Genomic DNA, 16764 nt, shown 5'->3' on the forward strand with positions numbered 1-16764 from the left:
GCGGGTCCACCACGCCGCGCCTGCCTGCCGGCGTGCTTTTTCAGAACCTCCTCTGACTGCGCGTCTCGCGCGGCGCGTGACCTGAAGCTGCCCCGCGGCTCGGAACGCGCAGCAGGCGGGCGCGCTCAGAACGCGCCGAGGTAACGCGGCGGCAAGCCGACCCGCGGGTCGACGTGGAAGGCGCCCGCGTGCTCGAGCGCGCGGCCGTCGGCGCCGACGTCGAAGCGGTGGACGACGCCCCCTTCGGTCTCGGCGTCCGCGGCGAGGCACCGCCCGCACGCCTCGGCGCAGCGCACCTCGCCGAGGGAGAACGGGAGCTCCTTCGAGCGCAGCAGGACCTCGGGCTCGCCGCGCTCGGGCGCGGAGCCGGCGAGCTCGACCGTCGTGAGCGTGTCGTCGATCGGCCCCCCCTCGCTGAGCGCGTCGCGGCCGAGCGTCGAGAACACGAGGCGGTCCTCGGAGGCGAACGCGACGGAGAAGCCGGGCGTCCCCGCGCCGAGCTCGGCGGCCGTCCAGCGCGCCTCCTCGACGAGGCCCCCGTCGCGGCGCGCGAGGACGACGAGGCCGGCCTCGCCGGCGTTCGAGGTGGCGTCGCCGCCGAACGTCCCGGGGCACACGACCGCGAGCCTCGAGCCGCCGGCGGACGCGGTCAGCCCCCCGCACCCGTGGAGCCCCTCGAGCACCGTGACCGCCCGGATCGCGTCGCTGCGCGCGTCGATCTCGACCAGGCGCGACTCGGCCGACGCGACGAAGTCGAGCGAGGTCGCCGTGAGCAGCACGTAGAGGCTGTCGCCGACCAGCACCGCGCGGCCCGGCCGGGGGTAGAACGCCGGGTCCTCCCCGGCCAGCGCCGGCGCGAGATCGATCCGGCCGACGATCGCGCGGGCGCCGGGGTCGACGACGAGCACGTCGCTCCCGCCGTCGATCGGCGCGGCGTCCGGGTCGAGGTTCGGCTCGTGGCGCGTGACGTACGCCTTGCCCGGCGAGACCTCGACGTAATCCTGCGGGTTCGCGCGGAACGCCGTGGCGAGGGCGAGCTGCCCCGCGGGCTCGCCGCTCCGGACGTCGATCCACGTGAGCACGGACGCGGAGCGATCGAGCAGCGCCAGCCGCTCCCCGCGGACCGGGGTCGTCGGGACCACGACGTCCCCCGAGAGCGGCGAGGCGAGGCCGGGCGAGCTCGATCCCGACGAGACGATCGACGCGGAGAGCACCGCGCCGTCCCAGCTCACCAGGCTGACGTTCGTCGACTGGTAGTCGCTGCTGACCACGACCGCGCCGCGCCCGCACGGGCCCGCGACGACGTCCGTGCCGCCGGTGCTCGGCGGCGGCTCCGGCGCGTTGCACCCGATGAGCGCGCGCGCCGCCCCCGCGGCGAGGATCGTCCGAGAGAGGGCCCCGAGGGCCGCCCCCCGCCTCAGGTCGATGCGAGACGCCGTCACCACCACACCTCCGTCGCTGCGTGAAAGCTCCGCCCGGGGAGCTCGAGGTTGAACAGATCGAACGTCCTCGCGCCGAAGACGTTCGCGATCGAGAAGCGCGCCGAGACCCGCCGGAGCGCGAGGATCGCGAGCTCCACGTCGACCGTCGCCTGCTCCGGGAGCGGCCGGAGACCCGCGGGGTCGGCGGCGCGCGAGGCGCGGTAGAAGAGCCGCGCCGAGAGCGAGGCGCGGTCGACGCCGAGCCGCGCGGGCTCGGCGTACACCTCCAGGGACGGCGCCGCCACGAGGCGCGCCTGGTACGGGATGAGGTCGTTCGCGAGCGCGCGGCCCGGCGAGGTGTCCCGCGGATCGAGCGCGGTGAGCGCGAGGCCGGCGCGGAGGTGGTCGAGCGCCGAGGCCGACGCGGTGAGCTCCAGGCCGAGGACGCGCGCGCTCGCGACGTTGTACGGCCGCAGCACGCCGATGAAGGCGGGGCGGTGCGCGACGAGCCCCGAGGCGAAGCGCGAGAAGCCGAGGATCTCGAGGGAGACCTCGGCGCGCGCGGCCGGCGCCGCCGCGGCGAGGCGCACGCCGAGCTCGGCCGAGAGGCCGCGCTCGGGGGCGAGCTCCGGGTTGCCGACGACGATCGGGGAGCTGCCGTAGAGCTCGCCGAGCGCGGGGACGCGCACGTAGCGGCCGAGGTTTCCGAAGAGCGAGACGCCGCCGCCCGCGAGGCGGAGCCGGGCGCCGAGGCGGCCGCTCGGCTCGAGCGAGGCGAGGGGACCGCCGGTGCCGCCGTGGCTCGTCCGGTGGAGCTCCACGGCGCCGAGGGCGTAGCCCTCGAGCGAGGGGATGGGCGCGTAGCGAAGGCTCACCGACGCGCGGGAGGTGGCGCGCGAGGCGCGGAGCGGCGCTCCGCCCATGCGATCGAGGGCGAGGAGCTCGCGCTCGTGGGCCGCCGAGGCCGAGACGGCGAGGTCGTCGGCCGGGCGGTAGCGGACGGCCGCCTGCCCGGCGCCGCGCGCGCCGCGGCTCTCGACGAGCGGCGACAGCAGGCCGAGCTCGCCCCGCGGATCGCGGACGACCTGGCTCGAGAGGATCGCCGAGCTCGTGAGCTCGAGGCGGCACCGATCGAGGCCGCCCTCCGGCGGGCCGGCGCACGGGACGGCCGCGGCGATCGCGCCGAGCCAGCGCTGCACGTGGGCGCGCGCGGCCCGCGCCGGCGTCTCCGAGAGGCCGGTCGCGCCCTGGTCGCGCGCGAAGCCGTTGCCGATCGCCGTGGCGCTGCCGCCGCCGGGCAGGCGGTAGCGGCTGATGCTCCAGAGGTCGTAGGCGTCGGCATCGGCGTTCGGCCTGGGCAGCGCGCGCCCCGTCCTGCGGTCCGTGACGAGGTAGTCGTTGTCGGCGGCGCGCCGGCCGATCGCGATCGTGGCGCCCGCGCGGTCGTCGCCGAGGCCGGCCGACGCCCACGCGGCGCGCTCGCCGAAGCTGCCGGCGCCGAGCCCCACGGAGGCGCGGGGCGCGCGCGGCAGCGACGGCTCGAAGAAGATGGCGCCGCCGATCCCGAGGCGATCGGCGTGCTCGGGCGCGTTGCCCCGGTAGACCTCGACGCGCTGGATCATCCAGAGCGGGACCATCGAGAGGTCGGCGGTGCCGGTCACGTCGTCGTTGAGCCGGACGCCCGCGAGGTACACCGGCGTCTCGGCGCTGCTCGCGCCGCGGATGGACGCGGTCGCGAGGTCCGACGCGGCGCCCGTGCGGGAGACCTGCAGGCCGGGGACGCGGCTCAGCACCGCGGACGCCGCGGCGCCCGGCGCGCGGAGCTCGTCGCCGCGGATCACGTGGGACGCCGCGGTGGGATCCCGCGCGGCCACGGTCGACGCGCGCTGCCCCTCGACGCGCACCTCGAGCGCCCGGCCGCGCGGCCGGGCCGGCGCGCGCGAGGAACGAGGAGCCGGCGCGGCGACGCGGTCGCCTCGTTCCTCGCGCGCGCCGCCGCCTCCGCGCGCCCCGCCGCCCCCGCGCGCCCCGCCGCCCGCCTCGCCCTCCCGGCCGCCCGCGCCCGCCTCCTGGCCCCGCGCGCGCGGCGAGAGGCCGGCGGCGGCCACGAGCGCCGCGCAGGCAAGCGCCCAGGGGCGCCTCACGGGCACAGCGCGTGGACGACGCCCACCGCGTCGAGGTCGAAGACGTCGGGCGTGCCGGCGCGATCGGTGATCCGCACGAACCGCGCGAGCGAGACCCCGATCTCGGCCAGATCGAACGGGTCGCCGCCCGCCGACGGCGGGTCGAGCGGATCGATGTCGTTCTCGTCGGGGTTGGCGTGCACGGCGTGCCATCCGGCGCAGCCGTCGTACGGGTAGCGCTCCGCGGCGCAAGGGAACGCCGACCAGGCGGCGCCGTCCTCGCTCACCTCGACCGTCGCGAGCTCGGCGAACACGCTCGCGGCGTCGTCCCCGCCGCGCGCGAAGGCGTTCTCGAACACCAGGAAATCGGCCCCGGGCCCGTCGACGATCGCGTTGCCCTCGAACGCCACCACGATCGACCCGCCGTCGCCGAGCGAGAGCACGTCCAGCGAGCCGCCGCAGCAGCCGGCGCCCTTCGGCGGGCCGAGGACGACGTCCGGGTACCGGTCCTGGCCGAACCCCTGCCCCGGCCCGAAGCAGGCCGACACTACGCGCGTCGCGAACCGCGCGCCCGGGCCGCCGCACGCGGCCTCGCCCGCTCCGGGAGCGCCGCCATGGCCGCCGGAGAGGCACGAGCCGCCCGCGCCCGCCGCCGCGGCGGGCTCGCCGGCGCCGTCGTCCGGGGGCGCGCCGCCGCCGCCGCACCCGGACAGGACGCCCGCGGAGGCGCAGAGGCAGACGACGAGGGCGCGCAGCGACATCCTGGACCTGTTCGAGCGAGGTCGCGACGCGGCATCTCCGCGTCGGCGGCGGCCGGCCTGCCCCGGTCCCGCGAGGATCTGCGTCTCTCCATCTCCGCGCAACGGGACCTCTTCGGCCGCACGGGCGGCTATCACGGGCCTCCGGGACGGTCAACGCGCTTCCCCGGCCTCCCGCGGGAGAGTAGAAAACCCGGAGCATGGCTCTCTCGCCTTCCTGGGTGTTCCCGGAGCTCGACGCGAGCGCGGCGGGCGCGGCGCGCACGCGGCAGGACACGCTGACCAAGCCGCGCGGCAGCCTCGGGGCGCTCGAGGATGTCGCCGTGGCGCTCGCGGGCATCCAGGGCGGGCCGCCCGCGAGCCGGCCCGCGGCCGCGGTGCTGTTCGCCGCCGATCACCCCGTCGCCCGGCACGGCGTGTCGGCCTACCCGGCCGAGGTCACGGCGGCGATGGTCGCGAACTTCGTGCGCGGCGGCGCCGCCTCCAGCGTGCTCTGCCGCCACCTCGGGGTCGAGCTGCGGGTCATCGACGTCGGCGTCGCCCACCCGTACGAGCGCGCCGGCGGCGACGGCGCGCAGCTGCGGCGCGATCCGGTCGCCGACGATCCCATCGGCGATCTGCGGGTCGAGGACGCGCTCTCGGAGGACGTCTACGAGCGCGCGCTCCGCGCCGGCGCCGCCGAGATCGACGCGCTCGGGGGCGACACGCGCGTCGTCCTGCTCGGCGAGATGGGCATCGGCAACACCACGGCGGCGTCGGCGATGGCGGCGCTGCTCCTCGGGCTCGCCCCGGAGGACGTCGTCGGCGCGGGGACCGGCGTCACGGGCGACGCGCTGTCGCGCAAGGTCGAGGTCGTGCGCGACGCGACCCGGCGCGTCCAGGGCGCCTCGAGCGCGTTTCGCGCCGATCCGCGCCGCGTCGCGCGGGCGGTCGGCGGCAAGGAGATCGCCGCGCTCGTGGGCGCCATGGCGCGGGCGATCGAGCGGCGGATGGCGGTGCTCGTCGACGGCTTCATCGTCTCGACCGCCGCGCTCGCGCTCGTCCGGATGGACGCCCGGGCGCGGGCGGGCATGCTCTTCGCGCACCGCTCGGCCGAGCGCGGTCACGCCCACGTCCTCGCGGCGCTCGAGGCCCGCCCCTTGCTGGATCTCGGCATGCGGCTGGGCGAGGCGAGCGCCGCCCTGGCCGCGCTGCCCCTGCTCGACGCCGCGTGCGCCCTGCACGCCGGCATGGCGACGTTCGCGAGCGCGAGCGTGCCCGACCGCGCGCCGCCCGGGACTTCATGACGCTGCCGCCGGTGCTGCGCGGCGCCCGGGCGGCGACGACCTTCCTCACGCGCGTCCCGGTCGGCGGCTTCCCCTACGCCGAGGCGGACTGGCGCTGGGCCTCGGCCTGGTTCCCGTTCGTGGGCGCCGGCCTCGGCGCCGTCCAGGCCGCGGCGTGGCTGCTCGTCGACCGGGGCGGCGCGCTCGTCGCGGCCAGCGTCGTCGTGGCGCTCGGCCTGCTCCTCACCGGGGCCTTCCACGAGGACGGCCTCGCGGACACGGCCGACGCGCTCGGCGGCGCCTTCGATCGCGCGCGTCTGTTCGAGATCCTCAAGGACAGCCGCATCGGCTCGTTCGGCGCCGCGGCGCTGATCGTGGTCCTCGTGCTGCGCATCGCCCTGCTCGCACGGCTCGACGCCGCGGCGCCGGTCGCCCTGGTGCTGACGCAGTGCCTCTCGCGCGTCCCGCCGATCTGGCTCATGGTCGCGCTGCCGTACGTGACCCAGGGCGGCTCGCGCAGCCGGCCGGTCGCGCAGGCGGCGCTCCCGCAGGCGCTCCTCGGCTCGGTGTGGCCGGCGCTCTCGCTCGCCGTGGCGCACGCCGCCGGGGCCGTCTCGGCGGCCGAGGCGGCGGCCATGCTCGGCGCGGCGGCGGCCGCCGCGGCGATCTGCGGCCTCCGCTTCCGCGCCCGCGCGGGCGGCATCACCGGCGACTTCCTGGGCGCGACGCAGCAGATCGCCGACTGCGCCGCGCTGCTCGCCCTCGCGCTCTCGCGGGGCGGCTGAGCCGCGGGCGCGCCGGCATGGATCCCCTCGCCCCTTCGCTCATCGCGTTCCGCCACGCCCCCGTCGCGCTCTCCGGCGTCTGCTACGGCCGCCTCGACGTGGCCGCGGAGCTCGCGCCCGGGGACGCCGCGGCCGCGATCGAGCGCGCGCTCCGCGACCTCGATCTCCGCCCCGGCGTGGTCTGGTCGTCGCCGCTCTCCCGCTGCGCGCTCCCCGCGGCCGAGCTCGCGGCGCGCCTCGGGGTGCCGCACGCGATCGACGCGCGCCTCGTCGAGATCGCCTACGGCGCCTGGGAGGGGCGCGCCTGGTCGGAGATCGAGCGCGGCGATCCGGACGCGTACGCCGCGTGGCTCGACGGCTGGGAGCGCGTCGGGCCGCCCGGGGGCGAGTCGGCGATCGAGGTCGAGGCCCGGGTGCGGTCGTTCTGGCGGGCGCTCTCTCCGGCGTGCGGGCCAGCGTCCGGGGCGTCCCCGCACCTCCTGGTCGCGCATGCGGGCGTGCTGCGGGCGCTGCGCGTCGTCGCCTGCGGCGTCACCTGGCCCGAAGCGATGAGCGCGCCCGCGCCTCACCTCGCGGCCGAGCGCTTCCCGCTCCCCGCGCCTGCCCTTTCGCTGGCGGCCCCCTGAGGGGCGCGTACCCTCGTCGGGCATGACCCCGCACGAAGAGCTCGCGCTCCTGCTGCGCCCGGCGGCCGGAGGCCTCTACCTCGTCTCGACCGGGCGCGCGCAGCAGCTCGAGGTCCAGCGACGGCTCTACGGCGCCTCGACCCAGGACGAGGTCCTCGCCCGGTTCCGCGCGTCGTTCGACCGCATCGCCGGCGCGCGCGCCGTCCTGCTCGGCGTCCCCTCCGATGTCGGCGCCGGGTTCCTCCGCGGCTCCAACATGGGCCCGCAGGCGATCCGGACCGCGCTCCTCGACGCTCACCCGGATTTCCCGGAGCGCGCGCGCGACATCGGCCTCATCGACATCGGCGACGTGTTCGTCGTCCCGCAGCTCCTGCACGACGACATGCTCTCGGAGGCCCAGAAGGCCGCGTCGCGCCGCGCCCTCTACCCCGGCGTGCCCGAGCCCGTGGCCGCGCGGCTGCCGGTCTCGCCGCTCTCCATTGCCGAGCGCGCGCTCGATCTCGTCTTCTCGATCAACCCCGACGTCGCGCCCATCGTGCTCGGCGGCGATCACTCCACGGCCTTGCCGGTCGCGCGCGCGATCGCGACCGCGCGCGCGCGGGGCGCGCGGCGGCGGCCCTGGGGCATCGTGCAGCCCGACGCGCACACCGATCTCCTCGAGGAGCGGCTCGGGGTCGCGTACTGCTTCGCCACCTGGTCGTACCACGCGAACGAGCTGGTCGGGCGGGGCGGCCGGCTGACCCAGGTGGGGGTCCGCGCCTCCCAGAAGCCGCGCGAGCACTGGGAGAGCCGCTACGGTGTGCGGCAGTTCTGGGCGGCCGAGTGCCGCGCCGATCCCGAGGCGGCGCTCGACGCCATCGTCGCGCACGTGAAGAGCACCGGCGTCGAGGGCGTGTATTTCTCGAACGACATCGACGGCACGGACGCCGCGTACGCCGACGCCACCGGGACCCCGGAGCCGGACGGCCTCTCGCCCGATTTCGTGGTCGCGCTGATCCGCCGTCTCGGGCGCGAGGTCGGCCTGATCGGCGGCGACGTCATGGAGGTGGCGCCGGCGCTCCAGCCGACGCCGGAGAGCGCGGCCCGCACGCTCGCGCTCGCGGTGCGCTACCTGCGCGAGACGATCGAGGCCGTCGTCGGCCGCGCGCTCGCCTGATCTGGCGCGCTCGCCTGGCGCTGCGCGCTCGCCTGGCGCCGCGCGCTCGCCTGGCGCCGCTCAGGGATCGGACCCCTTTGCCGCGGGCAGGGCGGCGTCCCGGGCCCAGTCGCTCCACGACCCCTCGTAGAGGATCGCGTCCGCGCGGCCGAGCGTCGCCAGCGCGAGCAGGTCGTGGCAGGCGGTGACGCCCGAGCCGCAGTAGCAAACGACGGTGCTCGCCTCGAGCGCGCCGAGATCGCGGTAGCGCCGCTCGAGCTCGGCGCGCTCGCGGAACGGCCCGGCCGGCGCGCGGAGGTTCTCCGCGAACGGGGCCGAGCGCGCCCCGGGGATGTGGCCCGGGCGCGCGTCGACGGGCTCGGTCTGCCCTTCGTAGCGCTCGCGGGCGCGCGCATCGAGGATCACCGCCGACGGCTCGCGGCGCAGCCGGTCGACGGCCGCCTTGTCGGCGACCGGGGCCCCGCCGCCGGCGAGCTGCATCGGCGGCGCCGGCGCGATCGCGGGCGGGTCGGTCGAGAGCGGGTGCCCCGCCGAGGTCCACGCCTGGAGGCCGCCGTCGAGCACGCGCCCGCCCGGATGGCCGAAGTAGCGCAGCAGCCACCAGAGCCGGGCCGCGATGGCGCCGCCCGCGTCGTCGTAGCCGACGACGCGCGAATCCGGCGCGACGCCGATCCGGGCGAGCACGCGCGCGAACGCCGCTGCGTCGGGCAGCGGGTGGCGCCCGGGGCCGGCCTGCGCCGGACCGGAGAGGTCGGCGTCGACGTCGAGGTGGACGGCGCCCGGGATGTGCCCGCGGGCGTACTCGTCGGCGCCGCGGCGTCCGCTGAGGTACCAGCGGCAGTCGACGACGCGGACGCGGGGATCGCCGGCGTGCGCTGCGAGCCAGGGGACATCGACGAGGGGGCCGGGGGGCACGGGGAGGGGGTCGCGCATGCGCGGCAGGGTAGCGCTGCGCGGTCGCCGGCGGGCTCGCGATCGAGCGGCCCGAGGCGCATCGCCGGCGCGCGCTCGCCCTCGGGCTGGCCTCCTTCCGGTGCCGGCGATGCGCGGAGCAGCCGGCGTTACTGACTCGCTTCCGCGAACATGTTCGTGTTGCCGGTCTGGTATGAGAATTCGAAGGTTACCTGCTTGATCTTCCAGCCGCCTTCTTCCCGGATCAGCCCATAGCGGTAGTGCCCCGCGACCATCCAGTCCTCGCCGCCCGGCGCGCGCGCGAACCGGTGGTACGCGCGCACGTGGCACTCGGCGGAGGCCTCTTTGCCGTTCACCTCGACGTCGATGGGGCCGAGGAAGTGCTGCGAGGCATCGATGGCGCCGTGGAATTTCTTCCAGGACGCCAGCAGGTCGTCGGCCTTCTGCGTGAGCGCCTCGCCGCCGAGGAGCGATGAGAAATCGTTCACTACGACATCCGCATAGAAGCCGCGGAGCTCGACCCAGCGCCGCCGGTCGAGGTTGTGCGCGACACGGGTGATGACGCTCCGGATCGCTCGCTCATCCTTCAGATCATCGGACATGGACGGGTCCTTTCGTCGGCAGGCCGCGCGCCCCTCGTGCAACTCGCACAGACCGCCCGGCCAGCCCGGGTCGGCGGTCGTGGGGACGTGGCGGCGCGCTCATGGGGGTTCCTGCGTCGTACCTCTGGCGGCGCGCCGGGATCAAGCGCGTTCTGTGATGGGGGAACGAGCCCCCGCAAACCGGCCGCGAGTTCATCGACATAGGGCAGGCTTCCGCTCCGTGGTTCGTGCTAGAAAATGGCTCCGCGCCGCTCTCTGCGGGCTCGGTCCTGAAGCCCATGCTTCCGACAGCATCGACACCGGAGAACAGCATACCTGCCGGCCTACATCCTCGTTTGGGCTTCTTCATCGGGAGCCCGCGACCCACGAAGAGAGCTGATTGCACGGCTTTACGTCCAAACACCTGAACTGCTGGGTTCCCGGATAGCGCCCGCGAGGAAATCTGTCAGATATGACACATCCTGAGATCCTGAGTCATTCGCTCGCTCGAACGGCCACCTCAAACGCGAGACCGTTTCGCGACCGTGAGAACATTCTATACTCTTTACCTGGTCCACCTTGGCGCTCAATAGAAACATAGTCGTCATAGGCGATGAAGCGCGCGATGCGCCAGACCTCGGAAACGAAGCTGTCTATGTCCGGGCCTACCACGACGAGCATGGAGCCCTCTGTAGCCAACGACCGACCGCGGCCGAGGAAGCGCCGAATTTCGACCCCCTTCGGACCTGGCCCTGCACCGGTCGCCTGGCGGTCGGCCCCATCCAGCCTGGCCTCGCGCCCGAGCGCCGGGGGGTTCGACCCCCTTCCGACGCCACAGCGGGTGCGGACCCGCCGCTGTGGTCCGACGGCCGAGGCAGCGCCGACGGCGAAGCGCCACCCCCGTGCGCACCGTGCCTCGATCGCGCGGTAGCCCCTTCGAGGCCACCGCCCGCGGGCCCGCCGCTTCCGTGCGATGCCGCCCGCCCGGCTCGCCCGCCCCGCCGCGCTCGCCTACAGTCCACCGGCGAGCGCGACCAGCCCCGAGCCCCACGGAGGCGACCCGTTGAGCCCCATCCTCTCCCTCTGCCACGGCTACCGACTCGATCTCTCCGACTACGCGCGCACCGGCCTGCGCGTCGGCATCTGGGCCTCGTCCGGGCGCGGCAAGAGCTTCGGCGTCGGGGTCTTCTGCGAGGAGCTGCTCGCGGCCGGCATCCCGGTGGTCGCGATCGATCCCGAGGGGGAGCTCCACACGCTGCGGGAGCGGTTCCGCGCGCTCGTCCTCGGCGGCGCCCACGCGGACCTGCCGCTCTCGTCCCGCGAGCGCGCGGCGGAGCTCGCGCTCGCGCGGGTGCTCGACGAAGGGCTCGGCCTCGTCGTCGACCTGTCCGATCAGCCGACGAGCCGCGCCCAGCAGGAGGCCGCGCTCCCGTTCCTCGAGCGGCTCTGGGCGCTCCTGTCCGAGCGCCGCGCGCCGGCGGCCGTCGTGGTCGAGGAGGTGCACCTCTTCGCCCCGCAATCGGGCGCGTCGCTCACCTCGGAGATCCTGCACCGCCTCGCCAAGCAGGGCCGCAAGCGCGGCGTCCTCCTCGTCGTCGCGAGCCAGCGCACGCAGGCCGTCTCGAAGGAGCTCATGAGCCAGCTCAACTTCCCGGCGATCGGCGGCTTCGAGATCGAGCGCGACTACGACGCGGTGAAGGCGCTCGTCGACGGCCACACGTTCGAGGAGTTCCGCGCGCTCCCGTCCGGCGAGTTCTACCTCCCCGCCGTCGGGCGCTTCGAGCGCTGGCGCGCCCGTCACACCGCCCACGGCGGCGACGCGCCGAGCTGGACCGGCGAGGCCGGCGGCGCGCCGCGGATCGCCGACGCCGCGCTGAGCACGCTCATCGACGAGCTACGCGAGGCGCTCGCGGGCGAGCTCGCGCGCCCGGCGGCGCCGGATCCGAGCGCCGCGCTGCGGGCCGAGATCCGCCGCCTCAAGCAGCAACTCGAGCAGGCCGACGAGGCGCGCAGGGCGGCCGAGGCCGAGGCAGAACGGCTGCGCACGGCGCTGCAGGTCGCCGGCGTGGTCAAGGTGGTGATCCAGAACGAGATCGTGGCGCGCGCCGGCCAGAGCGACGGCGCGCGCGTGCAGGCGGCGCACGCCCCCGGCGCGCTCGCCGCGCACGCCCCCCGCGCGCTGGCCGCGCACGCCCCCGGCGCGCTGGCCGCGCACGCCCCCGGCGCGCCGCGGAGCCACCCCCCAGCGCCGCCCGCGGCCCCGATCGCGCCGGCGCCGGGCGGCGCGGCCGTGAAGGTCGCCGCGAGGCCCTCCGCGCCGTCGCTCCGGGATCTCGCGATGCCGCCCGCGGCGTTGCTCCAGGCGCGCGGCGTCCAGCGGATGGTGAGCGCCGCGAGGAGCCACGCGCGGCGGCGCTCGCCGCGCGCGGCGGCGCACGTCGCCCTGGCCGCGAAGCTGCTCGCCGGCGGCGCGGCGCTGACCGCGGAGGAGCTCGCCGCGCGCCTCGGCTCGCGCAGCCAGGTCGAGATCCGGCGCGCCGCGCGCGCGCTCGCCGCGCTCGCCCACGCGGGCTTCGCCTCGGTCCAGGGCGGCCGTCACGCGCTGAACGAGGCGGCCGTCCTGCGCGCGCTCCAGATCGGCTGACGCCTGCGCCCCCATGCCGTCGAGCCTGCTCTATGCTCCAGGCATGAGCGGCGTCGCGAAGCAACGCGCCAGCAAGCCCGCCACGCTGGAGGACCTCCTCGCCATCCCCGAGGCGGACCGACGTCACGAGATCATCGACGGGGAGCTGCTCGAAAAGGGCGCGGCCACCGGGGAGCACGGCGGCGCGCAGGCGGATCTCGTGACCGCCCTCAACCACCGCTTCGGCCGTCGCCCTGGCGGGCGCTGGCCGGGCGGATGGTGGTTCGCCACCGAGGTCGAGATCTCCTTCGCGCCGGCGCAGGTGTACCGTCCCGATGTCGTCGGCTGGCGCCGCGAGCGCGCGCCCCAGCGCCCCACCGGCGTCCCCATCACCCTGCTCCCCGACTGGATTTGCGAGATCCTCTCGACGAACCGGCGCAACGACCTCGTCAAGAAGAAGCGCACCCACCATCAATGCCAGGTGCCGCATTATTGGATCGTCGACCCGGCTGAGGAGACGCTGGCCGTCCATCGCTGGGGGCCGGACGGCTACATCGAGATCCTGGCGGCGCAGCGGGGAGAGATCGTCCGCGCAGAGCCCTTCGACGCCATTGCATTCCATGTCGGCGTGCTGTTCGGAGACGACGAGCCGGAGGAATGATCCCGCGTTCGCGGCAGCACGCGACGAGCTCCGAGCCCCTCTCCGCAAGAGCACGGCATGCAGCACGAGGAGAGACCGCAAGGATGAAAAGAAGAATAAACCACAGAGACACAGAGGGCATAGAGAAAGAAAGAGAGAGAGAAGGAGATTAGAAAGAGCTCTTTTCTATCTCTCTCCTCTGTGCCCTCTGTGCCTCTGTGGTTTATTCTTCTCTCTTTGAAGACTTGGCCCGCACCCTGACGAGATCGCCGTGCGAAGTGGCGCAACCGGATGTCCTGATAGAGAAAGCTCGTCTGCGAGCGTCTGGCGCTAGCAGCTCGACATCACCAGCAGGCGGATCGTCGCGATCGCCCCCAGCACGAACAGCCCGGCGAAGAAGATCCTCCGCTTGCGCCGCAGCTGCTCGGCGGTGAGCCCGCCGCTCTCGGGCGCCTCGCCCGGCGCGATCTCCCCGCTGCCGCGCCCCGCGGACACCCCAGCCAGGCTGCTCGTCCCCGCCGGCGCGCTCGCCGCGCTCGTCACCGCCGGCGCGCTCGCCTTGCCCGCCACGCTCGCCGCGCTCGCCTTGCCCGCCACGCTCGCCGCGCTCGCCTTGCCCGCCGCGCTCGCCTTGCCGGCCGCGCTCGCCCTGCCGGTCTTCTGCGCCGCCGCCGCGCCGCCCGGGGCCTCCGCCGCGGCGCGGCTCCGCTGGAGCTCGCCCTCCGGCGTGGTCGACGCCGCGAGCGCGCGCGGGCGCGGCGGCGTGTCCTCCGGGCCGTCAAAATCGAGGTACTGCACCGAGAGCGAGCCCACGGCGGCGCCGAGCGGGCGCGGGGCGCCGCTCCTGCGGAGCGACGGCGCGCTCCGCCGCGCGTCGGGCGCCGACGGGCGGCCCGACGGTCGGTCCCCGGACGCGGCGCCCGGCACGCCCGACTGCGCCCTCCCCAGGAGATCCGGCGAGCTCTGCCCCGGCCCGCTCGCCGGCGGGAGCGACGGCGACGCGTAGCAGCCGGCGCCGCTCAGCGAGCCCGCCCTCGCGATGTACGCCTCGACGTGCTCCTTCAGCTCGCTCCTGGCCTCGTCCTCGGCGCCGTGCCCCATCCCGCAGAGGACCTGATCGAGCGCCTCGGCCAGCTTGCCCGCGCTGGCGATGCGCTTGTCGATACGGAACTCGGTCGCCGCGTCGAGCGCGTCCGCGAGCGGCGCGCACAGGTCGGGCAAGAGCTCGCGCGCGCGCGGGACCGGCGTCGACGCGACGCGCATGATCAGCTGCGCCTGCGTGTCGGCCTTGCGCACCCGGCTGCCGAGCAGCGCCTCGAGCAGCGTGAGCCCCAGCGAGAACACGTCCGCGCGCCCGTCGAACGGCTCGCCGCGCGCGAGCTCCGGGGGCATGTACGGGAGCTTGCCCTTGAACACGGCGCCGTCGGCCTGCTCGCCCGCGAGGCCCGGGATCCGCGCGACCCCGAAGTCGGTCAGGCAAACGCGGCCGTCCCGCGCGATCAGGATGTTGGAGGGCGAAACGTCGCGATGGACGACCGCGTAGCGCCGCCCGTCGGCCTCGCGCAGGCTGTGCACCGCCTCGAGCGCCCGCGCCATCTCCCGGCCGAGGTACGCCACCGCGCGCGGCGAGAGCGCGCCCACCTTCCTGAGCACGCGATCGACGGCGGGCCCGTCGATGTAGTCGAGCGCGAGGTACACGGAGCCCTCGCAGTCGCCGAGCTCGATCAGCCGCACCACGTTCGGGTGATCGAGACGCGCGATCACCTCCGCCTCGGCAAAGAACGACTCCCTCGCCGCGTCGCCGAGCTCGGGCCGCGGGGCCAGCCGCTTCAGCGCGACGCGGCGCCGGGAGCTCGGCGGCTGCTCCTGCTCGGCGAGCCACACCTCGCCCATGGCGCCCTTGCCCAGCATCCGGACGAGCCGGTACTTGCCGGCGAACAGCTCCGGCGGAGGATCGGACTCGGCGTGCTTGCGACGCGGGCGTGAGGCAGGCATCTCGGTGTGCGGCGCGGGACCTCGGCGTTCGTCGAGGCTAGCCCTCCTGCGCTGGGTCGAGGGGGTGCAGGGAGCGCATGCCCGATCCTATCGCCGCCCGCGCGCCTCAGGGAATCGCCGCGTCGATGCCCGGCGCGGATCCAGCCTGCGTGTACTGCGTCCCGGCTCACCCTCGAGCGCGCCGACCGACACGTCACTCCAGCGTCTGCTCCTCGCGGATCGGCTCCCGCATGGTCGTCGCCGGGAACCACTCGAAGAAGCGGTGGATGAGCTGCCGCCGCTCGGGCTCGATGTACTCGAACACCGCGCCCCGGTCGTTGATCTCCCAGAACTCGTTGCTCGTCACGGCCAGGAGCTCCGCGCGGATCGAGCGCAGCCGGTCGGGCCGCTCGTCGCGCATGTCGCGGTAGATCCGCCGCGCGAGCGCCTCCTCGCCCTTCTGCAGGTAGTACGTGGCGAGCTTGACCTGCGCCTTGCGGACGCCGCGGAGCGACGGCTCCTGCTGGTCGAGCTCGGCTTCCTTGTCCACCTCGAGGAAGAGCTGGAGCAGCTCGTCCCGGGCAGGTGCGTGGAGGTCGTACGCGCGCTCGTTGACCACGCAGAGGTCGAACGCGACGGTCTCGGTGAGGAACGCGAGCCCCATCGCGTGCGCCGTCTGCGCGTAGTACTTGAAATACCGGGCGATATCGAGGACCTGATCCCCCCAGCCCGCCTTGAGCAGCTCCTCGGCGAGGTAGCGGTACTGGTTCAGGTTGTTGTACGCCGCGGCGATGTCCTTCGCGTTGAGCGAGCGGCGCATGTAGGTGTTGAAGAACTTCACGACGACCGCGACGGCCGCCCGGTCGCCCGCGGCGATGGCGGTCTGCCCGATGTAGCGCGTGTCGATCGCGATGCGCGTGATGAGGTCGGGCATCGCCGTGAGCGCCTCGCGGTAGACCATGAGGAACTGGCGGAGCGCCTTGTACTCGAGCCAGGTCCGCGTGGCCGAGAGCTTGCCGAGCGCCTCGGCGTTCATGCTCACGAAGTCGGCGTCGTTGGCGAGGCGGTCGCGGATCTGGAACCAGCGCGGATCGAGCGTCGCCTTGTGCGGCAGGTACGCGACGACGAGCTCCGACAGCGAGTCGACGGTCTTCGACGCGATGCCCTTGTCCTTCTGGTCGATCGCGTTGAGCGCCACGTCGGCGAGCTGCTCCAGCGACGAGAGCGCCGTCACCCGCCGCTCGTCGACCTCGCCGTCGCTCTCCTGATCCGCCGGGCGCAGCGCCTGCTCGATGCCGCTCCGCTTGATCCGCCCGACCACGTTGTCGGGCTCGACGAAGTCGAACACGTACAGGAAGTAGGGCGCCATCATGAGCAGGCTCGCGGTGAGCAGCCCCATGGTGACGAGGACGCCGTACGTCGGGACGAAGGCGTGCTCGGTCGAGCCCTCGCCGACGCGGATCGAGAAGTTCACCCACAGCGAGAACACCGCGCTGACGACGAAGAAGCCCATCACGACCATGTTCGTCCGGTCGCGGAAGAACATCTCGGTGATCCGCGGCGTGTACCGGTTCGCGGCGAGCTGCACGATGATGGAGGCGACCGTGATGACGATGCCGAGGATGGCGGCGATGACCTCGCCGATGCCGCCCATGATGTGCTCGGCGTCGCTCGGCGACATGTGCAACAGCACCTCGCGGATCGGGAGGCGCTCGTTCCCGTGCCGCGCGATGTCGAGCAGGTAGACGACCGACAGGGTCGCCATGCTGACGCCGAGGAGATACGACATCGGCCGCAGCCAGATGCGGGCCAAGGCCGCGCCGCGGCGCCGCGTCCCCTCGTCCTCCCCTGCGGTCCGATCCGAGCTCATCAGGTGACCGCCGCTCGCTCCACGCGCCTG

At 74.9% G+C, this 16764-nt stretch carries 14 protein-coding genes; 6 read left to right on the forward strand and 8 right to left on the reverse strand.

The genetic code is table 11. The annotated features are described in order from the left end of the window. Positions 1-125: 125 nt before the first annotated feature. The 3 genes from WMF26_RS39940 to WMF26_RS39950 are packed head-to-tail and all read right to left on the reverse strand — an operon-like array spanning position 126 to position 4305. Positions 126-1442: a hypothetical protein gene (locus tag WMF26_RS39940; RefSeq protein ID WP_437997011.1), complete on the reverse strand. Its 1317-nt coding sequence runs from the start codon at positions 1440-1442 to the stop codon at positions 126-128. Next, a complete protein-coding gene (locus WMF26_RS39945; RefSeq protein ID WP_437997012.1) occupies positions 1439-3565 on the reverse strand; it encodes a TonB-dependent receptor in 2127 nt (708 codons plus the stop codon). Before WMF26_RS39945 ends, WMF26_RS39940 begins: the two co-directional genes overlap by 4 nt. Further along, the gene (locus tag WMF26_RS39950) at positions 3562-4305 is read right to left on the reverse strand and encodes a hypothetical protein (protein WP_437997013.1); all 744 of its coding nucleotides are present in this window, start codon (positions 4303-4305) and stop codon (positions 3562-3564) included. Before WMF26_RS39950 ends, WMF26_RS39945 begins: the two co-directional genes overlap by 4 nt. Positions 4306-4502: 197 nt before the next feature. Here WMF26_RS39950 and cobT point away from each other — a divergent pair, with 197 nt between their 5' ends. The 4 genes from cobT to WMF26_RS39970 are packed head-to-tail and all read left to right on the forward strand — an operon-like array spanning position 4503 to position 8134. Then, entirely contained in the window at positions 4503-5588 is a 1086-nt protein-coding gene (cobT, locus tag WMF26_RS39955; protein ID WP_437997014.1) for a nicotinate-nucleotide--dimethylbenzimidazole phosphoribosyltransferase, read from the forward strand. Further along, positions 5585-6352, forward strand: coding sequence for an adenosylcobinamide-GDP ribazoletransferase (locus WMF26_RS39960; protein WP_437997015.1), 768 nt, complete (start codon positions 5585-5587; stop codon positions 6350-6352). The genes cobT and WMF26_RS39960 overlap by 4 nt, the downstream gene beginning before the upstream one ends. Before the next feature lie 17 nt (positions 6353-6369). Further along, entirely contained in the window at positions 6370-6978 is a 609-nt protein-coding gene (locus WMF26_RS39965; RefSeq protein WP_437997016.1) for a histidine phosphatase family protein, read from the forward strand. A gap of 22 nt (positions 6979-7000) precedes the next feature. Further along, the gene (locus WMF26_RS39970) at positions 7001-8134 is read left to right on the forward strand and encodes an arginase family protein (protein ID WP_437997017.1); all 1134 of its coding nucleotides are present in this window, start codon (positions 7001-7003) and stop codon (positions 8132-8134) included. Positions 8135-8194: 60 nt separating this feature from the next. Here the strand turns inward: WMF26_RS39970 and WMF26_RS39975 are convergent, their stop codons facing one another. The 3 genes from WMF26_RS39975 to WMF26_RS39985 form a co-directional block, all read right to left on the reverse strand. After that, a complete protein-coding gene (locus tag WMF26_RS39975) occupies positions 8195-9067 on the reverse strand; it encodes a sulfurtransferase (protein WP_437997018.1) in 873 nt (290 codons plus the stop codon). A 128-nt stretch (positions 9068-9195) separates the two neighbouring features. Continuing rightward, the gene (locus WMF26_RS39980) at positions 9196-9648 is read right to left on the reverse strand and encodes a nuclear transport factor 2 family protein (protein WP_437997019.1); all 453 of its coding nucleotides are present in this window, start codon (positions 9646-9648) and stop codon (positions 9196-9198) included. 474 nt (positions 9649-10122) lie between these two features. Next, a complete protein-coding gene (locus WMF26_RS39985) occupies positions 10123-10308 on the reverse strand; it encodes a hypothetical protein (protein WP_437997020.1) in 186 nt (61 codons plus the stop codon). A gap of 382 nt (positions 10309-10690) precedes the next feature. On the opposite strand from WMF26_RS39985, the gene WMF26_RS39990 reads away from it, so the two are divergent. Continuing rightward, complete coding sequence (locus WMF26_RS39990; protein ID WP_437997021.1) at positions 10691-12271, forward strand: helicase HerA domain-containing protein; 1581 nt, start codon at positions 10691-10693, stop codon at positions 12269-12271. Between the two features lie 43 nt (positions 12272-12314). Beyond that, entirely contained in the window at positions 12315-12911 is a 597-nt protein-coding gene (locus WMF26_RS39995; protein WP_437997022.1) for a Uma2 family endonuclease, read from the forward strand. A gap of 309 nt (positions 12912-13220) precedes the next feature. Here the strand turns inward: WMF26_RS39995 and WMF26_RS40000 are convergent, their stop codons facing one another. Beyond that, entirely contained in the window at positions 13221-14885 is a 1665-nt protein-coding gene (locus WMF26_RS40000) for a protein kinase domain-containing protein (protein WP_437997023.1), read from the reverse strand. Positions 14886-15078: 193 nt separating this feature from the next. Further along, complete coding sequence (locus WMF26_RS40005; protein WP_061621668.1) at positions 15079-16734, reverse strand: DUF2254 family protein; 1656 nt, start codon at positions 16732-16734, stop codon at positions 15079-15081. Positions 16735-16764: the final 30 nt, after the last annotated feature.

It is taken from the genome of Sorangium sp. So ce185, assembly GCF_051526825.1.
Classification (GTDB): Bacteria; Myxococcota_A; Polyangia; order Polyangiales; family Polyangiaceae; genus Sorangium; species Sorangium cellulosum_D.

Excerpts from the sequence above, each read along its gene's own strand:
- WMF26_RS39950 (WP_437997013.1), bottom strand. The coding sequence starts at position 4,305 with ATGTCGCTGCGCGCCCTCGTCGTCTGCCTCTGCGCCTCCGCGGGCGTC.
- cobT (WP_437997014.1), top strand. The coding sequence starts at position 4,503 with ATGGCTCTCTCGCCTTCCTGGGTGTTCCCGGAGCTCGACGCGAGCGCG.
- WMF26_RS39960 (WP_437997015.1), top strand. The coding sequence starts at position 5,585 with ATGACGCTGCCGCCGGTGCTGCGCGGCGCCCGGGCGGCGACGACCTTC.
- WMF26_RS39965 (WP_437997016.1), top strand. The coding sequence starts at position 6,370 with ATGGATCCCCTCGCCCCTTCGCTCATCGCGTTCCGCCACGCCCCCGTC.
- WMF26_RS39970 (WP_437997017.1), top strand. The coding sequence starts at position 7,001 with ATGACCCCGCACGAAGAGCTCGCGCTCCTGCTGCGCCCGGCGGCCGGA.
- WMF26_RS39975 (WP_437997018.1), bottom strand. The coding sequence starts at position 9,067 with ATGCGCGACCCCCTCCCCGTGCCCCCCGGCCCCCTCGTCGATGTCCCC.
- WMF26_RS39980 (WP_437997019.1), bottom strand. The coding sequence starts at position 9,648 with ATGTCCGATGATCTGAAGGATGAGCGAGCGATCCGGAGCGTCATCACC.
- WMF26_RS39985 (WP_437997020.1), bottom strand. The coding sequence starts at position 10,308 with ATGCTCGTCGTGGTAGGCCCGGACATAGACAGCTTCGTTTCCGAGGTC.
- WMF26_RS39995 (WP_437997022.1), top strand. The coding sequence starts at position 12,315 with ATGAGCGGCGTCGCGAAGCAACGCGCCAGCAAGCCCGCCACGCTGGAG.
- WMF26_RS40000 (WP_437997023.1), bottom strand. The coding sequence starts at position 14,885 with ATGCCTGCCTCACGCCCGCGTCGCAAGCACGCCGAGTCCGATCCTCCG.
- WMF26_RS40005 (WP_061621668.1), bottom strand. The coding sequence starts at position 16,734 with ATGAGCTCGGATCGGACCGCAGGGGAGGACGAGGGGACGCGGCGCCGC.